Annotated in this window: 18 protein-coding genes; 8 read left to right on the top strand and 10 right to left on the bottom strand. The window is 31.0% G+C overall.

Annotation, left to right across the window (positions count from 1 at the left end; translation table 11 throughout):
- The first annotated feature begins 44 nt into the window (after nucleotides 1-44).
- The 3 genes from ACI9TV_RS09020 to groL are packed head-to-tail and all read left to right on the top strand — an operon-like array spanning nucleotide 45 to nucleotide 2,453.
- Entirely contained in the window at nucleotides 45-524 is a 480-nt protein-coding gene (locus ACI9TV_RS09020; RefSeq protein WP_415250455.1) for a hypothetical protein, read from the top strand.
- Nucleotides 525-549: 25 nt separating this feature from the next.
- Complete coding sequence (gene groES / locus ACI9TV_RS09015) at nucleotides 550-810, top strand: co-chaperone GroES (RefSeq protein WP_415250454.1); 261 nt, start codon at nucleotides 550-552, stop codon at nucleotides 808-810.
- An 8-nt stretch (nucleotides 811-818) separates the two neighbouring features.
- Nucleotides 819-2,453, top strand: coding sequence for a chaperonin GroEL (groL, locus tag ACI9TV_RS09010; protein ID WP_415250453.1), 1,635 nt, complete (start codon nucleotides 819-821; stop codon nucleotides 2,451-2,453).
- Nucleotides 2,454-2,628: 175 nt separating this feature from the next.
- On the opposite strand, the gene ACI9TV_RS09005 is transcribed toward groL, so the two are convergent.
- Nucleotides 2,629-4,695: an ATP-binding protein gene (locus tag ACI9TV_RS09005; protein ID WP_415250452.1), complete on the bottom strand. Its 2,067-nt coding sequence runs from the start codon at nucleotides 4,693-4,695 to the stop codon at nucleotides 2,629-2,631.
- A 98-nt stretch (nucleotides 4,696-4,793) separates the two neighbouring features.
- Between ACI9TV_RS09005 and ACI9TV_RS09000 the strand changes: the two genes are divergently transcribed.
- From ACI9TV_RS09000 to ACI9TV_RS08985, 4 genes are read left to right on the top strand one after another with little or no spacing between them, the layout of a single operon-like run.
- On the top strand, nucleotides 4,794-5,114 hold the full coding sequence (locus ACI9TV_RS09000) for an Hpt domain-containing protein (protein ID WP_415250451.1): 321 nt from the start codon (nucleotides 4,794-4,796) through the stop codon (nucleotides 5,112-5,114).
- Nucleotides 5,107-6,516 carry an HD domain-containing phosphohydrolase gene (locus tag ACI9TV_RS08995; protein ID WP_415250450.1) on the top strand — a complete coding sequence of 470 codons (1,410 nt, stop codon included), beginning with the start codon at nucleotides 5,107-5,109 and terminating at the stop codon, nucleotides 6,514-6,516. The genes ACI9TV_RS09000 and ACI9TV_RS08995 overlap by 8 nt, the downstream gene beginning before the upstream one ends.
- Nucleotides 6,513-7,685 carry a response regulator gene (locus ACI9TV_RS08990; RefSeq protein ID WP_415250449.1) on the top strand — a complete coding sequence of 391 codons (1,173 nt, stop codon included), beginning with the start codon at nucleotides 6,513-6,515 and terminating at the stop codon, nucleotides 7,683-7,685. Before ACI9TV_RS08995 ends, ACI9TV_RS08990 begins: the two co-directional genes overlap by 4 nt.
- Nucleotides 7,685-10,498 (top strand): PAS domain-containing protein, encoded by a 2,814-nt coding sequence (locus ACI9TV_RS08985; RefSeq protein ID WP_415250448.1) that lies wholly within the window; start codon nucleotides 7,685-7,687, stop codon nucleotides 10,496-10,498. The genes ACI9TV_RS08990 and ACI9TV_RS08985 overlap by 1 nt, the downstream gene beginning before the upstream one ends.
- 140 nt (nucleotides 10,499-10,638) lie before the next feature.
- Here the strand turns inward: ACI9TV_RS08985 and ACI9TV_RS08980 are convergent, their stop codons facing one another.
- From ACI9TV_RS08980 to gatA, 6 genes are all read right to left on the bottom strand, one after another.
- Nucleotides 10,639-11,427 carry a DUF3050 domain-containing protein gene (locus tag ACI9TV_RS08980; protein WP_415250447.1) on the bottom strand — a complete coding sequence of 263 codons (789 nt, stop codon included), beginning with the start codon at nucleotides 11,425-11,427 and terminating at the stop codon, nucleotides 10,639-10,641.
- A 135-nt stretch (nucleotides 11,428-11,562) separates the two neighbouring features.
- Nucleotides 11,563-11,835: a NifU family protein gene (locus ACI9TV_RS08975; protein WP_415250446.1), complete on the bottom strand. Its 273-nt coding sequence runs from the start codon at nucleotides 11,833-11,835 to the stop codon at nucleotides 11,563-11,565.
- 282 nt (nucleotides 11,836-12,117) lie between these two features.
- Entirely contained in the window at nucleotides 12,118-12,810 is a 693-nt protein-coding gene (locus tag ACI9TV_RS08970) for a hypothetical protein (protein WP_415250445.1), read from the bottom strand.
- A gap of 199 nt (nucleotides 12,811-13,009) precedes the next feature.
- A complete protein-coding gene (locus ACI9TV_RS08965) occupies nucleotides 13,010-13,606 on the bottom strand; it encodes a 2OG-Fe(II) oxygenase (RefSeq protein ID WP_415250444.1) in 597 nt (198 codons plus the stop codon).
- The gene (locus ACI9TV_RS08960) at nucleotides 13,593-13,808 is read right to left on the bottom strand and encodes a hypothetical protein (RefSeq protein ID WP_415250443.1); all 216 of its coding nucleotides are present in this window, start codon (nucleotides 13,806-13,808) and stop codon (nucleotides 13,593-13,595) included. The genes ACI9TV_RS08965 and ACI9TV_RS08960 overlap by 14 nt, the downstream gene beginning before the upstream one ends.
- 2 nt (nucleotides 13,809-13,810) lie before the next feature.
- Complete coding sequence (gene gatA, locus ACI9TV_RS08955; protein ID WP_415250442.1) at nucleotides 13,811-15,157, bottom strand: Asp-tRNA(Asn)/Glu-tRNA(Gln) amidotransferase subunit GatA; 1,347 nt, start codon at nucleotides 15,155-15,157, stop codon at nucleotides 13,811-13,813.
- A 107-nt stretch (nucleotides 15,158-15,264) separates the two neighbouring features.
- On the opposite strand from gatA, the gene ACI9TV_RS08950 reads away from it, so the two are divergent.
- Complete coding sequence (locus ACI9TV_RS08950; RefSeq protein ID WP_415250441.1) at nucleotides 15,265-15,645, top strand: cytochrome C; 381 nt, start codon at nucleotides 15,265-15,267, stop codon at nucleotides 15,643-15,645.
- An 86-nt stretch (nucleotides 15,646-15,731) separates the two neighbouring features.
- On the opposite strand, the gene ACI9TV_RS08945 is transcribed toward ACI9TV_RS08950, so the two are convergent.
- The 3 genes from ACI9TV_RS08945 to ACI9TV_RS08935 all read right to left on the bottom strand — a co-directional run bounded on the left by ACI9TV_RS08945 (nucleotide 15,732) and on the right by ACI9TV_RS08935 (nucleotide 17,691).
- On the bottom strand, nucleotides 15,732-16,394 hold the full coding sequence (locus ACI9TV_RS08945; protein ID WP_415250440.1) for a hypothetical protein: 663 nt from the start codon (nucleotides 16,392-16,394) through the stop codon (nucleotides 15,732-15,734).
- The gene (locus ACI9TV_RS08940) at nucleotides 16,394-16,966 is read right to left on the bottom strand and encodes a hypothetical protein (protein ID WP_415250439.1); all 573 of its coding nucleotides are present in this window, start codon (nucleotides 16,964-16,966) and stop codon (nucleotides 16,394-16,396) included. Before ACI9TV_RS08940 ends, ACI9TV_RS08945 begins: the two co-directional genes overlap by 1 nt.
- A gap of 188 nt (nucleotides 16,967-17,154) precedes the next feature.
- Complete coding sequence (locus tag ACI9TV_RS08935; protein ID WP_415250438.1) at nucleotides 17,155-17,691, bottom strand: hypothetical protein; 537 nt, start codon at nucleotides 17,689-17,691, stop codon at nucleotides 17,155-17,157.
- Nucleotides 17,692-17,795: the final 104 nt, after the last annotated feature.

The following is a 17,795-nucleotide window of genomic DNA, read 5'->3' as shown; positions in this document are numbered from 1 at the left end:
TATGATAAAATTCCATATAAATTTTAAGCTCTCAAGGACTACGTATGAAAAGTAAGAAAGTAAAGTCGATATTTACTATAGTATTGGTCTCTAGTTCACTGATGTTTAGTGGATGTAATGAGGATCTTAAAAAGACTTACGAAAGTATAAAAAATGTAGTTGTGGAAACTTTTAGTTTTGCGCAAGGTGAAGTTGAAAAAATTATTTATCCTGTACCACATTGTTCGGATAAAGAAGTGGTTTTTGAAGTAAATAATAAGCTGAGTAATGATGCTCTTTATGGGACTCATGCACAGGTAAAGTATGGAACTATACTTTTAACAGCTACTAACGAAGAAACAGATGCAAAGTCTTGTAAAGCTGTTGTAACATACAGTATTGATAAAGATAGTAATCAAATATCTTCTTTTTTGAGTAAAGTACCAGTTTTTAAAAATGTTTCAAAAGATAGAACAATCTCATATACCGTTTTTAGACACCCAAATGCTGATGAGAATCTGACATTTATAGTAAATGTAGACTAGAAAATAAAACAAAATAAGGAAAAAAATGAACTTTCAACCATTAGGAAATAGAGTTTTAGTAAAAAGAGTAGAAGAAGCAAATACAACAGCTTCCGGAATTATAATTCCAGATAGTGCAACTGAAAAACCATCAAGTGGTGAAGTAGTGGCAGTAAGTAAAGAAGTAACAGTTTTAGAAAATGGAAATAAAGTTCTTTTTGGTAAATACTCAGGGAATGAAGTAAGTGTAGGTACTGATAAATTTTTAGTACTAGATGTGGACGATATTTTTGGGATAATAGGATAATTAATTAGATGGCAAAAGAAATAATATTTTCAGATAACGCTCGTAATGCGTTGGCTCGTGGTGTGCAGAAACTAACAGATGCAGTAAAAGTAACTATGGGGCCACGTGGTCGTAATGTACTTATTCAAAAGAGTTATGGTTCACCTATCATCACTAAAGATGGTGTTTCAGTTGCTCGTGAGATTGAACTTAAAGATAAACTAGAAGATATGGGCGCTCAACTTGTAAAAGAAGTAGCATCAAATACAGCTGATGAAGCTGGAGATGGTACAACAACGGCAACTGTTTTAGCAAATGCAATTTTCTCAGAAGGTCTTAGAAATATTACTGCTGGAGCAAACCCAGTTGAAGTAAAACGTGGAATGGACAAAGCATGTGAAGCAATTTTAGAAAATCTTAAAGCTGCATCTAAAGCTGTAAATGGTAAAAAAGATATCGCTCAAGTAGCGACAATTTCTGCAAACTCTGACACTGCAATTGGTGATATGATTGCTGAGGCTATGGAAAAAGTTGGTCAAGATGGTGTTATTACTGTTGAAGAAGCTAAAGGTATTTCTGATGAGCTTGATGTTGTTGAAGGTATGCAGTTTGATCGTGGTTATTTAAGCCCTTATTTCATAACAAATGCTGAAAAAATGGTAGCTGAAATTGAAAGTCCTTGGATTCTTTTAATGGATGGGAAAATTTCATCACTTAAAGATCTACTTCCATTACTAGAACAAGTTCAAAAAACAAATCGTCCACTTCTTATTATCGCTGAAGATGTAGAAGGTGAAGCACTTTCAACTTTGGTTGTAAATAAACTTCGTGGTGTTTTAAATATTTCTGCTGTTAAAGCTCCAGGTTTTGGAGATAGAAGAAAAGCTATGTTACTTGACATTGGGATTCTTACTGCGGGAACTGTTATTTCAGAAGAAACTGGTCATACACTTGAAGGTGCGGATATTTCTATGTTAGGTCAAGCTACTCGTGTGATTATTGACAAAGACAATACTGTTATTGTTAATGGTGCAGGTGAAGAAGCTGCTGTTAAAGCAAGAATCGCTGAGATTAAAGTTCAAATTGATACTACAAGTTCTGAGTATGATAAAGAAAAACTTCAAGAACGTCTTGCAAAACTTAGTGGTGGTGTAGCAGTAATTAAAGTTGGTGCTGCAACTGAGATGGAAATGAAAGAAAAGAAAGATAGAGTTGATGATGCATTATCTGCAACAAAAGCTGCTGTTGAAGAGGGAATCATTATTGGTGGTGGAGCTGCTTTAGTTCGTGCTGGTGCAAAAGTTTCTCTTACTCTTGAAGGTGACCAACAAATTGGTGCAGAAATCATCCTTCGTGCTATAAAAGCTCCAATCAAACAGATTGCTCAAAATGCTGGTTTTGACACGGGTGTAGTAGTCAACGGTGTAGAAAATGCTTCAAGTGCAACAATAGGCTTCAATGCTGCAACTGGCGAATATGTAGATATGTTTGAAGCTGGAATCATTGATCCACTTAAAGTTGCACGTGTAGCACTAACAAATGCAACTTCTGTTGCATCTATGCTTTTAACAACGGAAGCAACGATATATGAAATTCCAGAAGAAAACCCAGTTGCTCCTGATATGGGCGGCGGTATGGGCGGTGGAATGCCTGGTATGATGTAACAATGGGAATGTAATCTGACACTAAGTTAGATGCAATCTCTCACTTACCCTCTTTAAATAGCCCACTTTGTGGGTAAGTTGAAAATAATCCCTCCCTATGCACTTTTACATTAAAACTTTAATTTTTTACGCTATTTTAAAATATAACAAATCTATACTTCTATACTTCTAAGCTTTAGGTATTTGAGTAAAATTTATTTAACATACGAATTAATATATTTTTATTCAAAGGTTTACTCAGATATTCATCCATATCGGCTGCTAAGAACTTTTCTCTATCGCCTTTAATCGCATTTGCTGTTAAAGCTATAATTGGCATGCGCTTAAGGTTTTTTTCTTTTTCGATTTTTCTTATCTCTTTCGTAGCGGTTATACCATTCATATTTGGCATATTCTCATCCATAAGAATTAGGTTATAAGTAGTGTTTTTAAAATGCTCTATGGCTTCTATACCATCGTTAGCTATGTCATAAAGTAAACCTATCTTTTTAAATAAAACTTTCATAAATAGTTGATTCGCTTGGTTATCTTCAACTAACAATATTTTTAAACTAGTAAAATCTAAGTTTTCTATAACAGCATTATTAGTAATGGACTTATTCCCTTTTTTTATAGGGATGCTAAAGTAGAATTCACTTCCTAGACCTAATTCACTTTTTACCTTAAGTTCTCCACCCATGAGTTTAATAAGATTATGAGAAATACTAAGTCCTAGACCCGATCCCCCATATTTTCTTGTTGTCGATGTATCTGCTTGCGTAAATGAATCAAATATATTTTCTTGATATTCTCGGCTTATTCCAATTCCTTTATCTTTTAATGATACATATAAAGTGTCACTCTCATAGTTTATATCTAGATGGATGTTGTTATTTTCAGGTGTAAATTTGATAGCATTACTTAAAAGATTGTTTACAACTTGTTTTATTCTAAGAGGGTCTCCATATAAGTACTCGGGAGCATTAGTAAAAGTTGAATGGAATTGTATATTTTTGAGAGTACACTTAGCCATAAAAAGAGCTTTTGTAGAAATAAACTCATGCATCGGGTCGAAATCTACGTATTCTATATGAAGTCTTCCACTTTCAATTTTAGAAAAATCTAATATATCATTTATAATATTCGTTAAACTTTCACTAGAACTACTAATCGTACTGAGGTATTCTAGTTTTTCTTTATCTTCTTCTTTTTCTTTTAGTAAATTAATGAATCCCATTATTGCATTGAGTGGTGTTCTTATCTCATGTGACATATTAGCTAGAAAATCACTTTTAGATTTTGTAGAATACTCAGCCAACTCTTTGGCTAACACTAGTTCTTTTGTACGTTCTTGAATTTGTTTTTCAAGATTTTTATTTAATTCTTCTAATTGTTGTGCTAAAACTTTTTGTTGCGTTATATCTACATGAGTGCCAACAAGTCGAAGAGGTTCTAATACATTTCCTTCATCATCTGTAGCAAATTTAGCACGTGCAAGAATACTTATAAAATGGCCCTCTTTATGTTTCATAGTAAACTCAACTTCCATATTATTAATTTTACCATTCACATAATCTGAGATTACTGCAAGTACTCTCTCTTTATCTTCAGGATTAACAAGTTGTTCCCAAGTGCTTAGTGTATTTGGAAATTCATGTGGTTTATACCCTAACATTTCTAACCAACGGGGGGAATAGTAAACATCATTTGTTTGAAGATCCCAATCCCATAAACCATCATTCGCTCCAGTTATAGCAAGTTTTAAACGCCTTTCGCTATCACGTAATGCTCTGTCTTGTTCACTTCGCTCTATCTCTACAGCTATTCGTCCAGAAAAAACTTTAAAAAGTGTAATAATTTTATCTTCATCATCAATAGATTTTTTTGATAATGCTACTAAAAGACCTAATACATTCCCATTTAAATCATGAAGAGGAATCCCCATATAACCTTGAATTTTCATATCAATTAGTAATTGATCTTTTGGAAATAAGTCTGCTACTCTAGATGGATAACAGCATATAGAACCATCTGAAAGATTGGAACAAGGGGAATCTTTCAGTCCATACTCAAAATTTTCGATAATTTTATTTTTAGCACAAAGTGCGATAGTTTTAGAAATGCGACTCGCTAAATCTAGTCTCGCTATGAAAACATAGTCAGCTTCTATTACTAGAGATAAGTTTAAAACAATTTTATTAAAAAAATCTTGTCCAGAAGTAGTATCTAAACCATCAACTATAGTTCTTAAGTCGGCGTTCAATATATGTTCCTTTAGATATTTAATGTATTTAAGCATAATTATAGCGTTATCTTCTAAGTTATAGTATAATCAGATGACTATGATAAATGGATTTTAAAATGAAATATATAATTAACGTACAAGCAATAGCGGATGAATTAGAATTTGATTTAGAAGATGTTGAAATGATTATGGATTCTTTTGTTCAAAATTTTAAGATAAATCTAGAAAATATGCTTCTTGCTATCCAAACAGATAATCTAGAAGATGTAAAATTAAGTGCACATGCGATTAAAGGAAGTGCTCAAAACATACTTTTAGATGATATAGGGAAGCTTGCCAAAGTTATTGAAGATAATGCTAGGAATAGGAACACTGTTAATTACTTAGAATTATATGAAGAACTAAAAGGACTTTACAAGGGTTTATTTTTTGTATAGTCAGCACGCAATACTTTATGTAGATGATGATCAGTCAATTTGTGATTTTGTAAAAATAATCTTTAAAAAGAATGATATTAAAGATGTGACCTATGCTTCTAATGGTAAAAAAGCTTTATCCTTGTATGAAAAAAAAACTTTTGACCTTGTAATTACAGATATGCTAATGCCTCTTATGGATGGATTTGAGTTAATTGAGCATATAAAAAAAATAAATTCCAAGCAAACATTTATGATGATTACAGGTTTAGAAAGCAAGGATGAGCTTATTCGTGCGATTGAACTTCGTGTGAATTATTTTATAGAAAAACCAATAAAACCTAATAAATTTATGCAAGTACTAAACGAAAGTTTTACGTTAATCGAACATAAAAAAGAGGCAGAGCTTAATAAATTGCTCTTAAATCAATATAAAAAAACAATTGATGCAACGGCAATTGTTTCAAAAGCGGATTTAAAAGGAAATATTACTTATGTAAATAATAAGTTTTCTAAAATTTCTCAATATAAACAAAAAGAATTAATGGGGAAAAACCATAGAATATTACGTTCAAATGATATGCCACAAGACACCTTTGTAGATATGTGGAAAACAATTAGCTCTAAAAGAGTATGGACGGGAACTATTAAAAATAATGCTAAAGATGGTAGTACTTATATTGTTGATTGTGTTATGGTCCCTTTACTTGATGCGAATCAAAATATTATTGAATATATGAGTATTAGGCATGATATTACAGAGTTAGAGCTTTATAAAGATGATTTAAAAAAACAACTAGATATTGCTGTATCTGATATCGTTGATACACAAAAAGAAGTTGTTTATACAATGGGTGCGATTGGTGAAACAAGAAGTAAAGAAACTGGTAATCATGTGAAAAGAGTTGCTTACTACTCGTACACGCTTGCTATTTTAGCAGGTCTTGGTGAAGAAAAAGCGAAACTTTTAAAACTAGCATCACCTATGCATGATATAGGCAAAGTGGGAATCCCTGATAGTATTTTAAATAAACCAGGTAAATTAACTTTTGATGAATTTGAAATTATGAAAACACATGCAGAACTAGGTTACGATATGTTGAAAAATTCAAAACGAGATATATTAAAGACATCGGCGATTGTTGCATATGAACATCATGAACAATGGGATGGAAGTGGTTATCCTCGAACTCTTAAGGGTAAAGAGATACATATATATGGAAGAATCACAGCTATATGTGATGTATTTGATGCACTTGGAGCTGATAGATGCTATAAAAAAGCGTGGAACTTGGAAAGAATTTTAGATTTACTTATAGAGAAAAAAGGGAAGCATTTTGATCCAAATTTAATAGACTTATTTCTGGCTAATGTAGATTCGTTTTTAAAAATAAGAGATAAATATAAAGATGAAATAATATGAAAAGTTTAGATAAAGTAATAAAAAAACTCACACCCTTAGTAAAATCATATGCAATAGATATGAATGTTTTAATAGTAGAAGATCAATCAGCTAATCTTGATTTTTATAAAGTTGTTTTTGGAAAATACTTTAATATTTGTGATGTTGCTTTAAATGGCCAAGAAGCTTTAGATATGTGGAACAATAATAGAGATTATTATGATTTAATCATCACTGATGTTCATATGCCAATTATGGATGGATTAGAGTTAATAAAGAGAATAAGAGAAGAATCTATGGAGCAGAGTATAATAGTAATAACTGATACTACTGACATAGAAGAAAATCAAAATTTAGCATATTATTTTATAGATGGTTTACTACCAAAGCCAATAGATAAGCAAAAGTTATTTATTTTACTTTATAGAGTGTTAAAAAAGATTGCAGAGAAAAAAGAATTCTCTCATTATATAAATGAATTAGAAAAACAGCTTAATGAGACAACAGAGTTTAAAAGTCATTTTAACTTCATTATGGAAAAACTACAGCCAATACACGAACAAGAAGAAGTACGAGATGTAATAGCACTCTTAAGTACTCTTATTGGTAAAACAGATGTTATTATACAAGAGCAAAAATCTAAAGTTGTTTTATCAGAAGATAATGAAAAAGATTTAAGATTTTCAACTGCAGACCATCAGTTAAGTGCTTTGGAATTAATGGAACAGCTTGATGATACAGTTGTTGATAAAATTGAAAACTTTTTAGATGTGCTAGACACTTATTTAGTTGATGTTGACGCTATAGAGAAACAAAGTCCCAAAGAGGCGATTGTCTCTTTACAAAAGATTTCTATATATTTTAATGAGTTTATCGATATTATAAATAATATGGTAATTTTCCCAATAGTATCTCGTGCATTTACAAATTTGAATACTTTTATACATAATATAAAAGAAGAAGAGTTGGTTGATTTTGATAAAAAATCACTTTTAGTAAGTTTACTTTTAAATGTTGAAAAAGATGTTTCTGGCTGGATTAAAATGATTTTTGTTGAACAAAAAGCTAGTAACATTTACTACTTTGATGCATCATTTTCTAATTCATCTCTTGAGATAGAATCTATGTTTAATAATTTCGGGGTTGAATCTTCAGAATATTTTGATGATGATGACCTTGGATTCTTTTAATGAGCATAGTTCTTAAGTTATTATGCATTATATTAATATATACAAACTTATCAGCACAAACAAGTAACTTATTAACTAGCCAAGAGAAAGAATATTTAAATCAACATAAAAGTTTTACATTCACAGGTGACCCAAATTGGTTGCCATTTGAGGCTTTTGATAAAAATGGTGTTTACATAGGTATAGTTGCAGACTATTTAAATGTGATTGAAAATAATACAAATATCAAATTTGAAAAAGTTGTTTCTAAAACTTGGTCAGATGCAATTAATCTAGCTACATCAGGAAAGTCAGATATTATCTCTGGTGATGCTGCGGACGTTATTTTAAAAGAAAATTTTTTTCCGATAGACACATATATTAAAAGTCCAATTGTTATTGTAGGAAAAATTAATCAGAACTTTATTTTGGATATAAATAATTTAGAAAATGGAAAAATTGCAATTATTAAAGATTATGGCTATACAGCTGATATTTATAAAACATATCCAGAAATTGATTTTATTGAAGTAGCTAATATTCAAGAAGGATTAGAATGTGTTTTGTCTGAAACATGTGATGAATTACTTGCTTCTTATGCATCAGTACACTATAGTATGCATTCCATGAACTATTATGATTTAAAAATTATAGGAACTACAAGTATAACAATGAACGTTACATTATTTGTAAATAAAGAAAAACCCATATTGCATAGTATTCTAAATAAGAGTATGAAAGAAATTAGTAAAGATGTTCATAATGACATACTTAACAAATGGGCTAACGTTAAGCGACCTTCTTTTGATTATAAATATATTTATCAAATAAGTGGTGTTGTTTTTGTATTTATTATTTTGATGTTCTATATGCTCTATAGGCAATCAAAATTAAATAAAAAGATAGAAGAGTTAAATCTACAACTACAAGAAGATATAAAGTCCAGTTTAGATGATTTAGAAGAATCTAGAAAAATTGCAAAATTAGGTATTTGGACTCTCTATCATGACATAAATAGACTCATTTGGAATGATGATACATATAATATATTTGATATTGATAGTAAAGAGCGAATAGCAACTCTTGAAGACTTTTTTTCTGCAGTACATAAAGATGATCTAGGAAGGGTAAATAATGCATTCCAAAAGCACATGGATACACGAGAACCATACTTTATAACTCATAAGCTATTGACAACTAAGAATGAATTAAAATATGTAAATGAATGGTGTAAAACAATCTTTGATAATGAAGGTAAACCTGTAGTTTCACATGGAATTATTCAAGATATAACAGAATCTAGAGAAAATGAAATCCTTGTGCATACACAGCAAAAAAAGATGTTAGAACAATCTACTCAGATACAAGAAAAACTAAATAAAACATTAGAGTCATTTGGGGCAAATATTATAGCCTCGGATTCTGATTTAAAGGGAAATATCACGTATGTTAGTAAAGCTTTCTCAAGAGTAAGTGGTTATACGGAGGGTGAACTCCTCGGAAAATCTCATAGTATTCTTAGACATCCAAGTACAAACTCTTCATTATTTCAAGATATGTGGCAAACAATTCAAAATGGAAAACATTGGCACGGAGAGCATAGAAATTTAAAAAAGGATGGGGGCTATTACTGGGTTAAAAACAGTATTACTCCAAAGCTCGATGAGAACAATATTATAGTGGGTTATTCATCAATAAGAGAAAATATTACTTCTGAAAAAGTAAAAGAACAATTCTTAGCAAATATGAGTCATGAATTTAGAACACCTTTGAATTCTATACTAGGCTTTATAGACTTAATTAAAGAAGAAACTAAAGAAAAAAATATATTGGAATATTCAAAAATTATAGAATACTCTGGAATTGGTTTACTTAGAATCATTGAAGATATTTTAGATTTTTCAAAAATAGAAAGTGGTCAGATTAAAATAGAAATGATGGATTTTAATATGCATGAAACATGTATATTTTTAAAGAAACTACTTGATGTTCAAGCAGAAGAAAAAGGTGTTAAACTCATTTTATCAATTGATGAAAGTACACCTGTATATTTAAAAACTGATTTATTTAGGTTAAGACAAATCATATCTAATCTTTTAAGTAATGCCATTAAGTTTACAGAGCCTGGCTACAATGTATTTATGTTTGTCTCTTATAAAAACAACAAATTAAATATTCGGATAAAAGATGAAGGTAAAGGAATTGAATCTCATAAGCTCACATCAATTTTTGAGGAGTTTTCTCAGGAAAACCTATCTACTACTAGGGAATATGGAGGTACAGGACTAGGACTTAGTATTTCTAAAAAGTTATCCCATTTATTGGGTGGAACAATTAATGTAAAAAGTGAACTTGGTGTCGGGAGTGAGTTTTCTGTTTTTATAGACGCATATATGGTAGAAGAAGTCAAAGAATACATAGAACACATAGAACACATAGAACAAAAGGACTTTAGTAATATAAATATTCTTTTAGTAGAAGATAATATAGCTAATCAGCTATTTATGAAGGTAATCTTAAAAAAAATGAATATAAAATTTGATATTGCAGGCAATGGTTTAGAAGCAATTAGCATGTTTAATAAAGCTCAAGTAAATCAATATAGTATAATTTTAATGGATGAGAATATGCCAAATATGAATGGTATAGTGGCCACACAAAATATACGAAATATAGAAAAAGAAAAATCTTTAAAGCATACACCAATAATTGCAGTAACTGCAAATGCATTAAAGGGGGATAGAGAGAGGTTTCTATCTGTAGGCATGGATGAGTATCTTACAAAACCTATAAATAAAAAGAAATTAGAAGAGGCCTTAAGTAAGTTTATATAAGCTTCTCAAACTATCTATTTGCAGGCAGTTTTAAGGGAGTGTAACAAATCCAAAGTATCTTTCAATCTCTTCTTAAAATGAATATTTACTTGAGAGATAGAAGAATGTTAGTATGAATTTAGGTTACCACTCCACTTAATTTATGATGCTTTTTTACTACTCTCAATAGCTAATAATACACCATCCCAGAATTTAATTCGAGCTTTTATTGCATGCAGAGCAGCTTCTTCTGCTTCTGCTATTTTAGTTTTATCATCTTCACATAATAATTCCAACATTCGCATAGACATTGGACCATGGTGGTCTCCATCAAGTTCTATATGACGGTCTAAATAGTAATGGAATACACTAGCTTCTTCTCTTGAGATATTCATTTTATCAAGAAGAGCACGAAACATTTCTGGGATAATATGTTCTCTTCCCAAAGCAAATGCTGCAGCAATAACATAAGGTTTATCACTATTGATAAAGCTGAATGTTGTTTCCATGAACTCTGATGCTGCCGAAGGTATTGGTATTGTTTGTTTTGCTATGCTTAAAGAGTCAGCAGCAACTTTAGAAACAAACTCTCTAATAAGGTAACTACTTCCAACTTTAACTTCTTCCATAGCTTGTGCATAGAGATTAAAATGACTTGTGTATGTTGTTGTTCCATCTTCAAGTGGAATACCTTCATCTGATTCTTCTTCAAGCACAATATCATTAATAAAACGCTGCACTTGTGCATCTCCAAATGGAAGCCAAGGAGCTCTTGCTGGAGCAATTTCATTTTGTAAATATTTTACCAATGACATAAAGTCCCAAACAGAGTAGATATGATGTTGCATGAAAATTGTTAAATCATTTATATCTGTAACAGCAGCATAAACTGGGTGAGTCGCAAGTTCTTTTCTTAATTTTTTTACATTTTCAAGTGGAAAAGTTGTCAATATATAATCCTTTAATTTAAAGGAAGGATTGTATATAAAATAAATAAATGCATAATGAACTAATTCATTTTATGATACAATTTTAGTAATTACCCGATACTGACACAGAACATTGAACACTACCCTTTAAAGACCTTATACAGTTAAGACCCTGATGTCCTCTGAAAGCATTCTTTGTAAAATATTCTCTATTGAGCTATGCGTTCCACTAGAAGAGTCACAAGATGTACAAGCCCCTTGAAATTCTATATACACAAGAATAAGACCATTTTGTTCTACTACATTAAGTAAATCCATATCACCATTATCTTTAACTAAATACTCTCTTATATTATCTTCAATTATTTTATCAATAGTATTTATCTTTTGTACTAATGTCATTTCTTTAAATTTTTCTTGTTCAGTCATATTTTTTCCTTTTTTTTAAGATACAATCTTATACTTAATATAAGCCAATGAATGCTTTTGGATATTGATAGATAAGATTTTACTCAGGAACTTTAACATTATATATACGCTGTATTTACTCTAATATAAAGGAAGAAATCTAGTGCATAATATAGCTATTTTTCACTTAAGTTCATCAAATAAAAATCTACCAAAGTGAACCATTGTAAATAATCTTTTTTAAATATTGATACTATCAACTTTACTTAGGGTTTTATACGCTCAGTTTTTACGTTAATTAAATTATTCTTCATCAAAAAAAGATTCATCTGTTTCTTCATCCATCAAAGCCTTTCCAGTTTCTTTAATAAGTTCCCCAGGAAGAGATAAAATACCAGTTACTGTTCCCGTAACTACACCTTGTGTAGCATCTTTAGAGATTTGATCAACATTATCTACAATTTTCTCAATTCTAGTTATTTGTTCTGGTAATTCTTTTCTAATTTCTTCAGAGTGTTTTAAAATAGTTGGCACTGTTTCTCTTATTTTCTTGGCTTCATTCAAAATACTTGGTAGAGTTTCTCTAATTTTTTTAGATTCGTTTAACATTATTTTTCTGATTTTTTTAGACTCCGTTAAGACTAATGGAACAGTTTTCCTTGTTTGTTTTATTTCTTCTAAAATTTTTGGAATGTTTTTATTTGTATTGTCTACTTGTTCTAAAATAAGAGGTGTAAGCTTTCTGATTTTTTGAAGTTCATATAAAATGTTTGGTATCTCTTTACGTACCATCGTAATTTCTTGCGTCGTTGTGTCTACACTCTTAAGTATACTATTTATATTCGCAGCATTTTCTAGTTTTTCTAGAGAATTTAAAATTTCAGGAATTGCTTGACGATTTTTCCCTACTTCTATTGTAAATAAAATTATTGAAGTAGCTAAGTAAGCAATTGCTATGGAAAAGATTACTTTAGTAATTATTTGAATTTCCCCCATAATATCCCCTATTTATTAGTATTTATATGATTGTACCTGCTCAATAGTTAATTATATATTAACTTTTTATGTTCGCTATTAATAATATAAATCACTATTATATTGATGAATTATCAGAGGAAAAAGATATATAGTTCTTTAAATACTTACTTTAACATAAGGCAGATAGCTGTGAACTTTTTGGCTGAGTCTCTTCAGGTTATATATTTCTATCTATTCTAAACCATCCAGCTATAGAAAAACGATTCTTTTTAGCTGCTAATACTTCATGGGGAAATTTATCACTTAAAAATACTACAAGTGTATTTGCTTGAGGAAGTACTTTAGTAAGTACATTAGCATTATCATCATAAATTACTAATAGACCACCATTTTCTTCATACCAAGTTTCATTTAAATAATACACAGTCGTCACAATACGGTTTTTACTTTTTTTAAAAGCATCCATATGTGTCTTGTAAAAGTCCCCTTTTTCATACATGGCAAAATGACTTTCGTAATAATTTATACCTAAAAATAATTCTCGATTAAGTGTTTGCTGGAGTTCTTGAGTAAATTGTAAGTATTCACTTTGGTAGCTTCCATCTTCATCAATCCACTTGATTTTATCTTTGCGTTTTGTATGATCTTTTATCTTTTTTGTAGATATAGAGGCTTGTTTATAATCAGAAATATTTTTTGCAGTTTTTTCGAGGTTTTGCGCTAAGAGAGGATTAAGGGCATTAGGGATAATGATATAACCATCATCAACTAATGCATCTACTATTTGAGTAAAGAGGTTTTTAGTTTTTCTCACTTTCCGCTTTTTGTACGGTGTTAATATATTTGTTCATTGCTTCAAAGATTTTTGCTTTAGAATTGTGTTCTTTATCCGCATGTGAAAATAAATACATTCCAAGTGAATACCAAACAGATATAGCCTCTCCAATTTTTAGGTTCTCTTCACCAAAAACTTTTGTTAATTTTGTCATTACTTGGTCGTGCTTTTCTTCTTCCATTTCTAGTTTCCTTTGTAGTTAATAGCTTTTTCAAGACTCATGGAGCCATCAAAAAGTGTTTGTTCATCATATGCCTTGGCAATGAGTTGTAAGCCAACAGGCATGTCATTTGCACCTTTACTTATCGGAAGTGAAAGGGCAGGTAATCCTGCGAGATTTACGCTAATTGAATAAATGTCACTTAGGTACATATCTATTGGGTTTTTCAGTTCACCAAACTTAGGTGCAGTTCCTGGTGCAATTGGTGAAAGGATTAAATCTACATCTTTAAATATTTTGTCATAGTTATCTTTGATGATATGTCTTGTTTTTTGTGCTTTGACATAATATGCTTCATAATAACCACTGGAGAGTACAAAGTTTCCAAGCATAATTCTACGTTTTACTTCATCTCCAAAACCATTACTTCTTGTTTGGATAAAAGTATCTTGAAGGTTCTTGCCATCAACACGGTTACCATAACGGACACCATCATAACGAGCAAGATTTGTAGTAGCTTCAGCAGTTGCAGTGATGTAATATGCAGAGATATCAAACTTTGCATCCATCATCTCTTTTTCAACAATGGTGTGACCTGCATTTTTAAGTGCCTCAATAGCTTTAGCATAAGCATTTTGAACATCAGCAGATGCATTTTCAATATACTTCGGTAAAACAGCGATAGTTAACTTTCTATCTGCATTTAGTTTTTCACAAACTTTATCGTCCATTTTCGCATTTGTAGAATCTTTGTCATCACTTCCACTAATGATGTCATATAAAATTGCAGCATCTTCAACATTTTGTGTCATTGGACCGATTTGATCAAGAGAAGAAGCATATGCACCTAAACCATAACGAGAAACACGACCATATGTTGGTTTCATCCCAACAATTCCACAAAAAGCAGCGGGTTGACGGATAGATCCACCTGTATCACTCCCAAGTGCAGCAATAGCTAAACCAGCACCAACAGCAGCAGCAGACCCACCAGAACTTCCACCTGGAACATACTCTGGATTATGAGGATTTTGAGTCTTACCATAAAAGCTAGACTCAGTGGTAGAACCCATAGCAAATTCATCCATATTTGTTCTACCAAATGCTGATAAACCGGCTTTAGTCATTTTTTCAATTACAGTTGCATTGTATGGAGCAATGTAGCCTTGAAGAATATTAGATCCTGATGTCACAGACCAACTTTTTACTTGGATATTATCTTTGATAGCGATAGGTACACCATCTCCAATATTATTTACATCTATGTATGCATTAAGCTCTGGTCTTGCTTGGATTTTCGTACGTAATTCTTCTTTAAATGTTTGTAATTCTTCTTTGTTTAATTTGAGGGCTTCTTTTAGTGTAATCACTCAATATCCTATCTTTTAAATTATTATTTAGATTATAGCTAAATGTTGTTTTATAGATATTTAATGAAGAAGATAGTACCATATCTTACTAATTAAAAGGAAATCTAATGAAAAAAATAATCTTAGCTTTAGCAACATGTTCTGTGATGGCAATGGCAAGTGGCACAACTATTGATGCAACAATGAAGTTAATGCAACAAGGAATGGATCAGATTAACACAGGATTTATGGTAAATTCAAAAGAGGACATTCTTCAAGGTATTTCTACTTTAGAAAACTCAAATGCTATTTTCACAACAGTAAATGTTGCTGATTTTATTAAGAGTAATAAAGTAGCTGTTGCAAATAATGTAAATAAAAATTTAGCAAAAGATTTAAAAGCATTAAAAAAAGCGATGGGCGAATCTAAATATGCCGAAGCTACTGCACAATATGCTAAAGTTTTAAATAATTGTGTTGCATGTCACACAATTATCAGAGGCTGGTAGTTAACTAAACCTTCTAACTTCTACTCAATATCAGAGTAATAATTTTACTCTGATACATTTTAAATTCCCTTCTATAAAAATATTGTTTATCTCTTAGTATTTGGAGTGTTAACAAAGTATCTCATATTAATATCTGCTAGTTTATCAGCCCATGCAATGTAAGTGATTTTTCGTCCCTGTTCAACAAATATATGATTATCTAAAAAGTAGTGGTTTAGTATGTCTTCTATGTGCGATGTTTTAGGAAGTGTGACTATCCAAGAAAATCCAATGGCTTTGAGTGAAGGTATCTCTTTTGCACTTCGCATAATGTCTCGTAGTACAGTTTCCATAACTTCACTAGTATCTACATCAGTGAATTTTGAAAACTCTACTAGGGCTACAAAATTGTCTTCATTTGTGACTTTTTTCCAACGGTCATGTTGGAACTTTTCTTTAAAGTTATAGTCCTCATTATTTTTCTTTTTTAGACAAAGGCAGTACGCAGTTTTAATTGCAGTAGGTACACTCTGCGTTAAGTACTCTATTTCTTTTTTAGTATAAGTGTTTTTTGAAAAGCCCTCGGCATTAAAAAAGTTTATATTTTCTAGATTTTTTAAACTTTCCTCATCTTTGATTCTCGTGATTTCATTGACAACTGCAATAGGATAGTTCCCAACCCAAGTCCAAGAACTATTTTTAGTGAGAAATTCAATTGTCTTTCTGCTGTTTTGTACGCCATTGTGAATGTCTGATATTATTTTTTTCATTACGGAGTTTTCTTTCTGTCAAAGTGGTAAATTGAAGAGATTTCTTTTGGTTTTTTATCTGCCCAAGAAAGATACGAGCTTTTTAAATGCTGTCCATTCTCTGTGACTTCATGGATGATAGTATGTACATGATCTTCATCAGATTGACACATCTCAGTAGACATGTCACAATCAAAAACTATGCGAGTAGGGGTGCTTTGTTTAAGATTAGCGATAAATTCCGGTTGGTTTTGCTTGACACAGTAGTGAGTAGCTTTAAGGTTATTGCACTCTATATCTCTACAGTGATACATAGTAACCATCTGCTTTGTAGTGTCTGGTAAGAGGTCCTCTTGAATTGTAGACTCTCTCCCAATAGATTTAAAAACCATACCGTTCGTTTGTGTTCCAACAAGAGATTTTAAAGCCTCCGACTTGTATGATGAAGTACCAATCTGTTTATCAGCAGATGAAAGAGTCCATTCACCGGAGAGTGTACCCATCCAGTCGTAAATATCGAAGGCGTCAGTATCAGCGTGTAGGGAAGTTGAGAGTGTAAGAGCGATAATGAGTGAGAGTAGTGTGTTTGGCATAGTTTACCTTTAAATGCACATATTTAAATATTTATGACATTTTAGCTAAATTATTTTGAGTATTATTTATCTATTTTTTGAGGCTGGAAAAAGTTATTTCTTTTTAAAATATGCTAATTGTTATGTTAACGTTTAAAATGAGCAATTAAAAAGCCGCCCGCGGGTTTTTGATTAACTCCTCTGATTTGTTATACATTTTTAAATTCTCTTAATATTGTTTCTGAATTTTCTTGATTAACATTGAAAAGGTCATAGATACCGTCGATTATAGTCTTAAAACAAACATTCAATGAAAATATTAATTTGGTATTTTCATGGAAGGTAAAAGATACCTTCTCTCCTTGGCGAAATTTTTTTTCTTCATCAATGAAATTAATATCTGTAGTTTGTCTTCCTTTTATGTCTGAAGAAGGTGCCATTTCACCATTAGGCGAATCAATTCTAGGATATCTAAATTTAACAGACATATAATTTTTTGAAGAATCACAATCTTTTTCAGATACAATTCCTGCTCTGTGCTCTAAACAATTACGGACTCTATTGATTTGAGCAAGAGTATCTAGTGATGCAGAGAGCGCCAAATCATTTGTGATTTTCTTTAGTTTTTCAGGAAACTTCTTACTATGAAAAGTGGAACATAAAGTTTCAATATGTGTCTCAAACTCTAGTATTGTGTTTCCTTTTTTACCCTCTTTTAACGATATGGAGTGGTAACCTAAATTCATACTAAGAATTCAACAATTCTAAGTTAAAATAAAATGAATAAAGGTAATCCATGAGAAAAAGTAAATATAGTCAAGAGTTTCAAGATTCAACAGTTCAGTTAATC

It is taken from the genome of Sulfurimonas sp., from assembly GCF_047622445.1.
Classification (GTDB): domain Bacteria; phylum Campylobacterota; class Campylobacteria; order Campylobacterales; family Sulfurimonadaceae; genus Sulfurimonas.
The sequence above is the reverse complement of the archived record's forward strand: the minus strand, read 5'-3'. Positions and strand labels throughout refer to the sequence as shown.

What these genes read in the sequence shown, in the direction of transcription:
- ACI9TV_RS08970 (WP_415250445.1), bottom strand. Translation starts at nt 12,810, where the DNA reads ATGGGGGAAATTCAAATAATTACTAAAGTAATCTTTTCCATAGCAATT.
- ACI9TV_RS09000 (WP_415250451.1), top strand. Translation starts at nt 4,794, where the DNA reads ATGAAATATATAATTAACGTACAAGCAATAGCGGATGAATTAGAATTT.
- ACI9TV_RS08935 (WP_415250438.1), bottom strand. Translation starts at nt 17,691, where the DNA reads ATGAATTTAGGTTACCACTCCATATCGTTAAAAGAGGGTAAAAAAGGA.
- ACI9TV_RS09020 (WP_415250455.1), top strand. Translation starts at nt 45, where the DNA reads ATGAAAAGTAAGAAAGTAAAGTCGATATTTACTATAGTATTGGTCTCT.
- ACI9TV_RS08945 (WP_415250440.1), bottom strand. Translation starts at nt 16,394, where the DNA reads ATGAAAAAAATAATATCAGACATTCACAATGGCGTACAAAACAGCAGA.
- ACI9TV_RS08940 (WP_415250439.1), bottom strand. Translation starts at nt 16,966, where the DNA reads ATGCCAAACACACTACTCTCACTCATTATCGCTCTTACACTCTCAACT.
- ACI9TV_RS08950 (WP_415250441.1), top strand. Translation starts at nt 15,265, where the DNA reads ATGAAAAAAATAATCTTAGCTTTAGCAACATGTTCTGTGATGGCAATG.
- groL (WP_415250453.1), top strand. Translation starts at nt 819, where the DNA reads ATGGCAAAAGAAATAATATTTTCAGATAACGCTCGTAATGCGTTGGCT.
- groES (WP_415250454.1), top strand. Translation starts at nt 550, where the DNA reads ATGAACTTTCAACCATTAGGAAATAGAGTTTTAGTAAAAAGAGTAGAA.
- ACI9TV_RS08975 (WP_415250446.1), bottom strand. Translation starts at nt 11,835, where the DNA reads ATGACTGAACAAGAAAAATTTAAAGAAATGACATTAGTACAAAAGATA.
- ACI9TV_RS08990 (WP_415250449.1), top strand. Translation starts at nt 6,513, where the DNA reads ATGAAAAGTTTAGATAAAGTAATAAAAAAACTCACACCCTTAGTAAAA.
- ACI9TV_RS08960 (WP_415250443.1), bottom strand. Translation starts at nt 13,808, where the DNA reads ATGGAAGAAGAAAAGCACGACCAAGTAATGACAAAATTAACAAAAGTT.
- ACI9TV_RS08985 (WP_415250448.1), top strand. Translation starts at nt 7,685, where the DNA reads ATGAGCATAGTTCTTAAGTTATTATGCATTATATTAATATATACAAAC.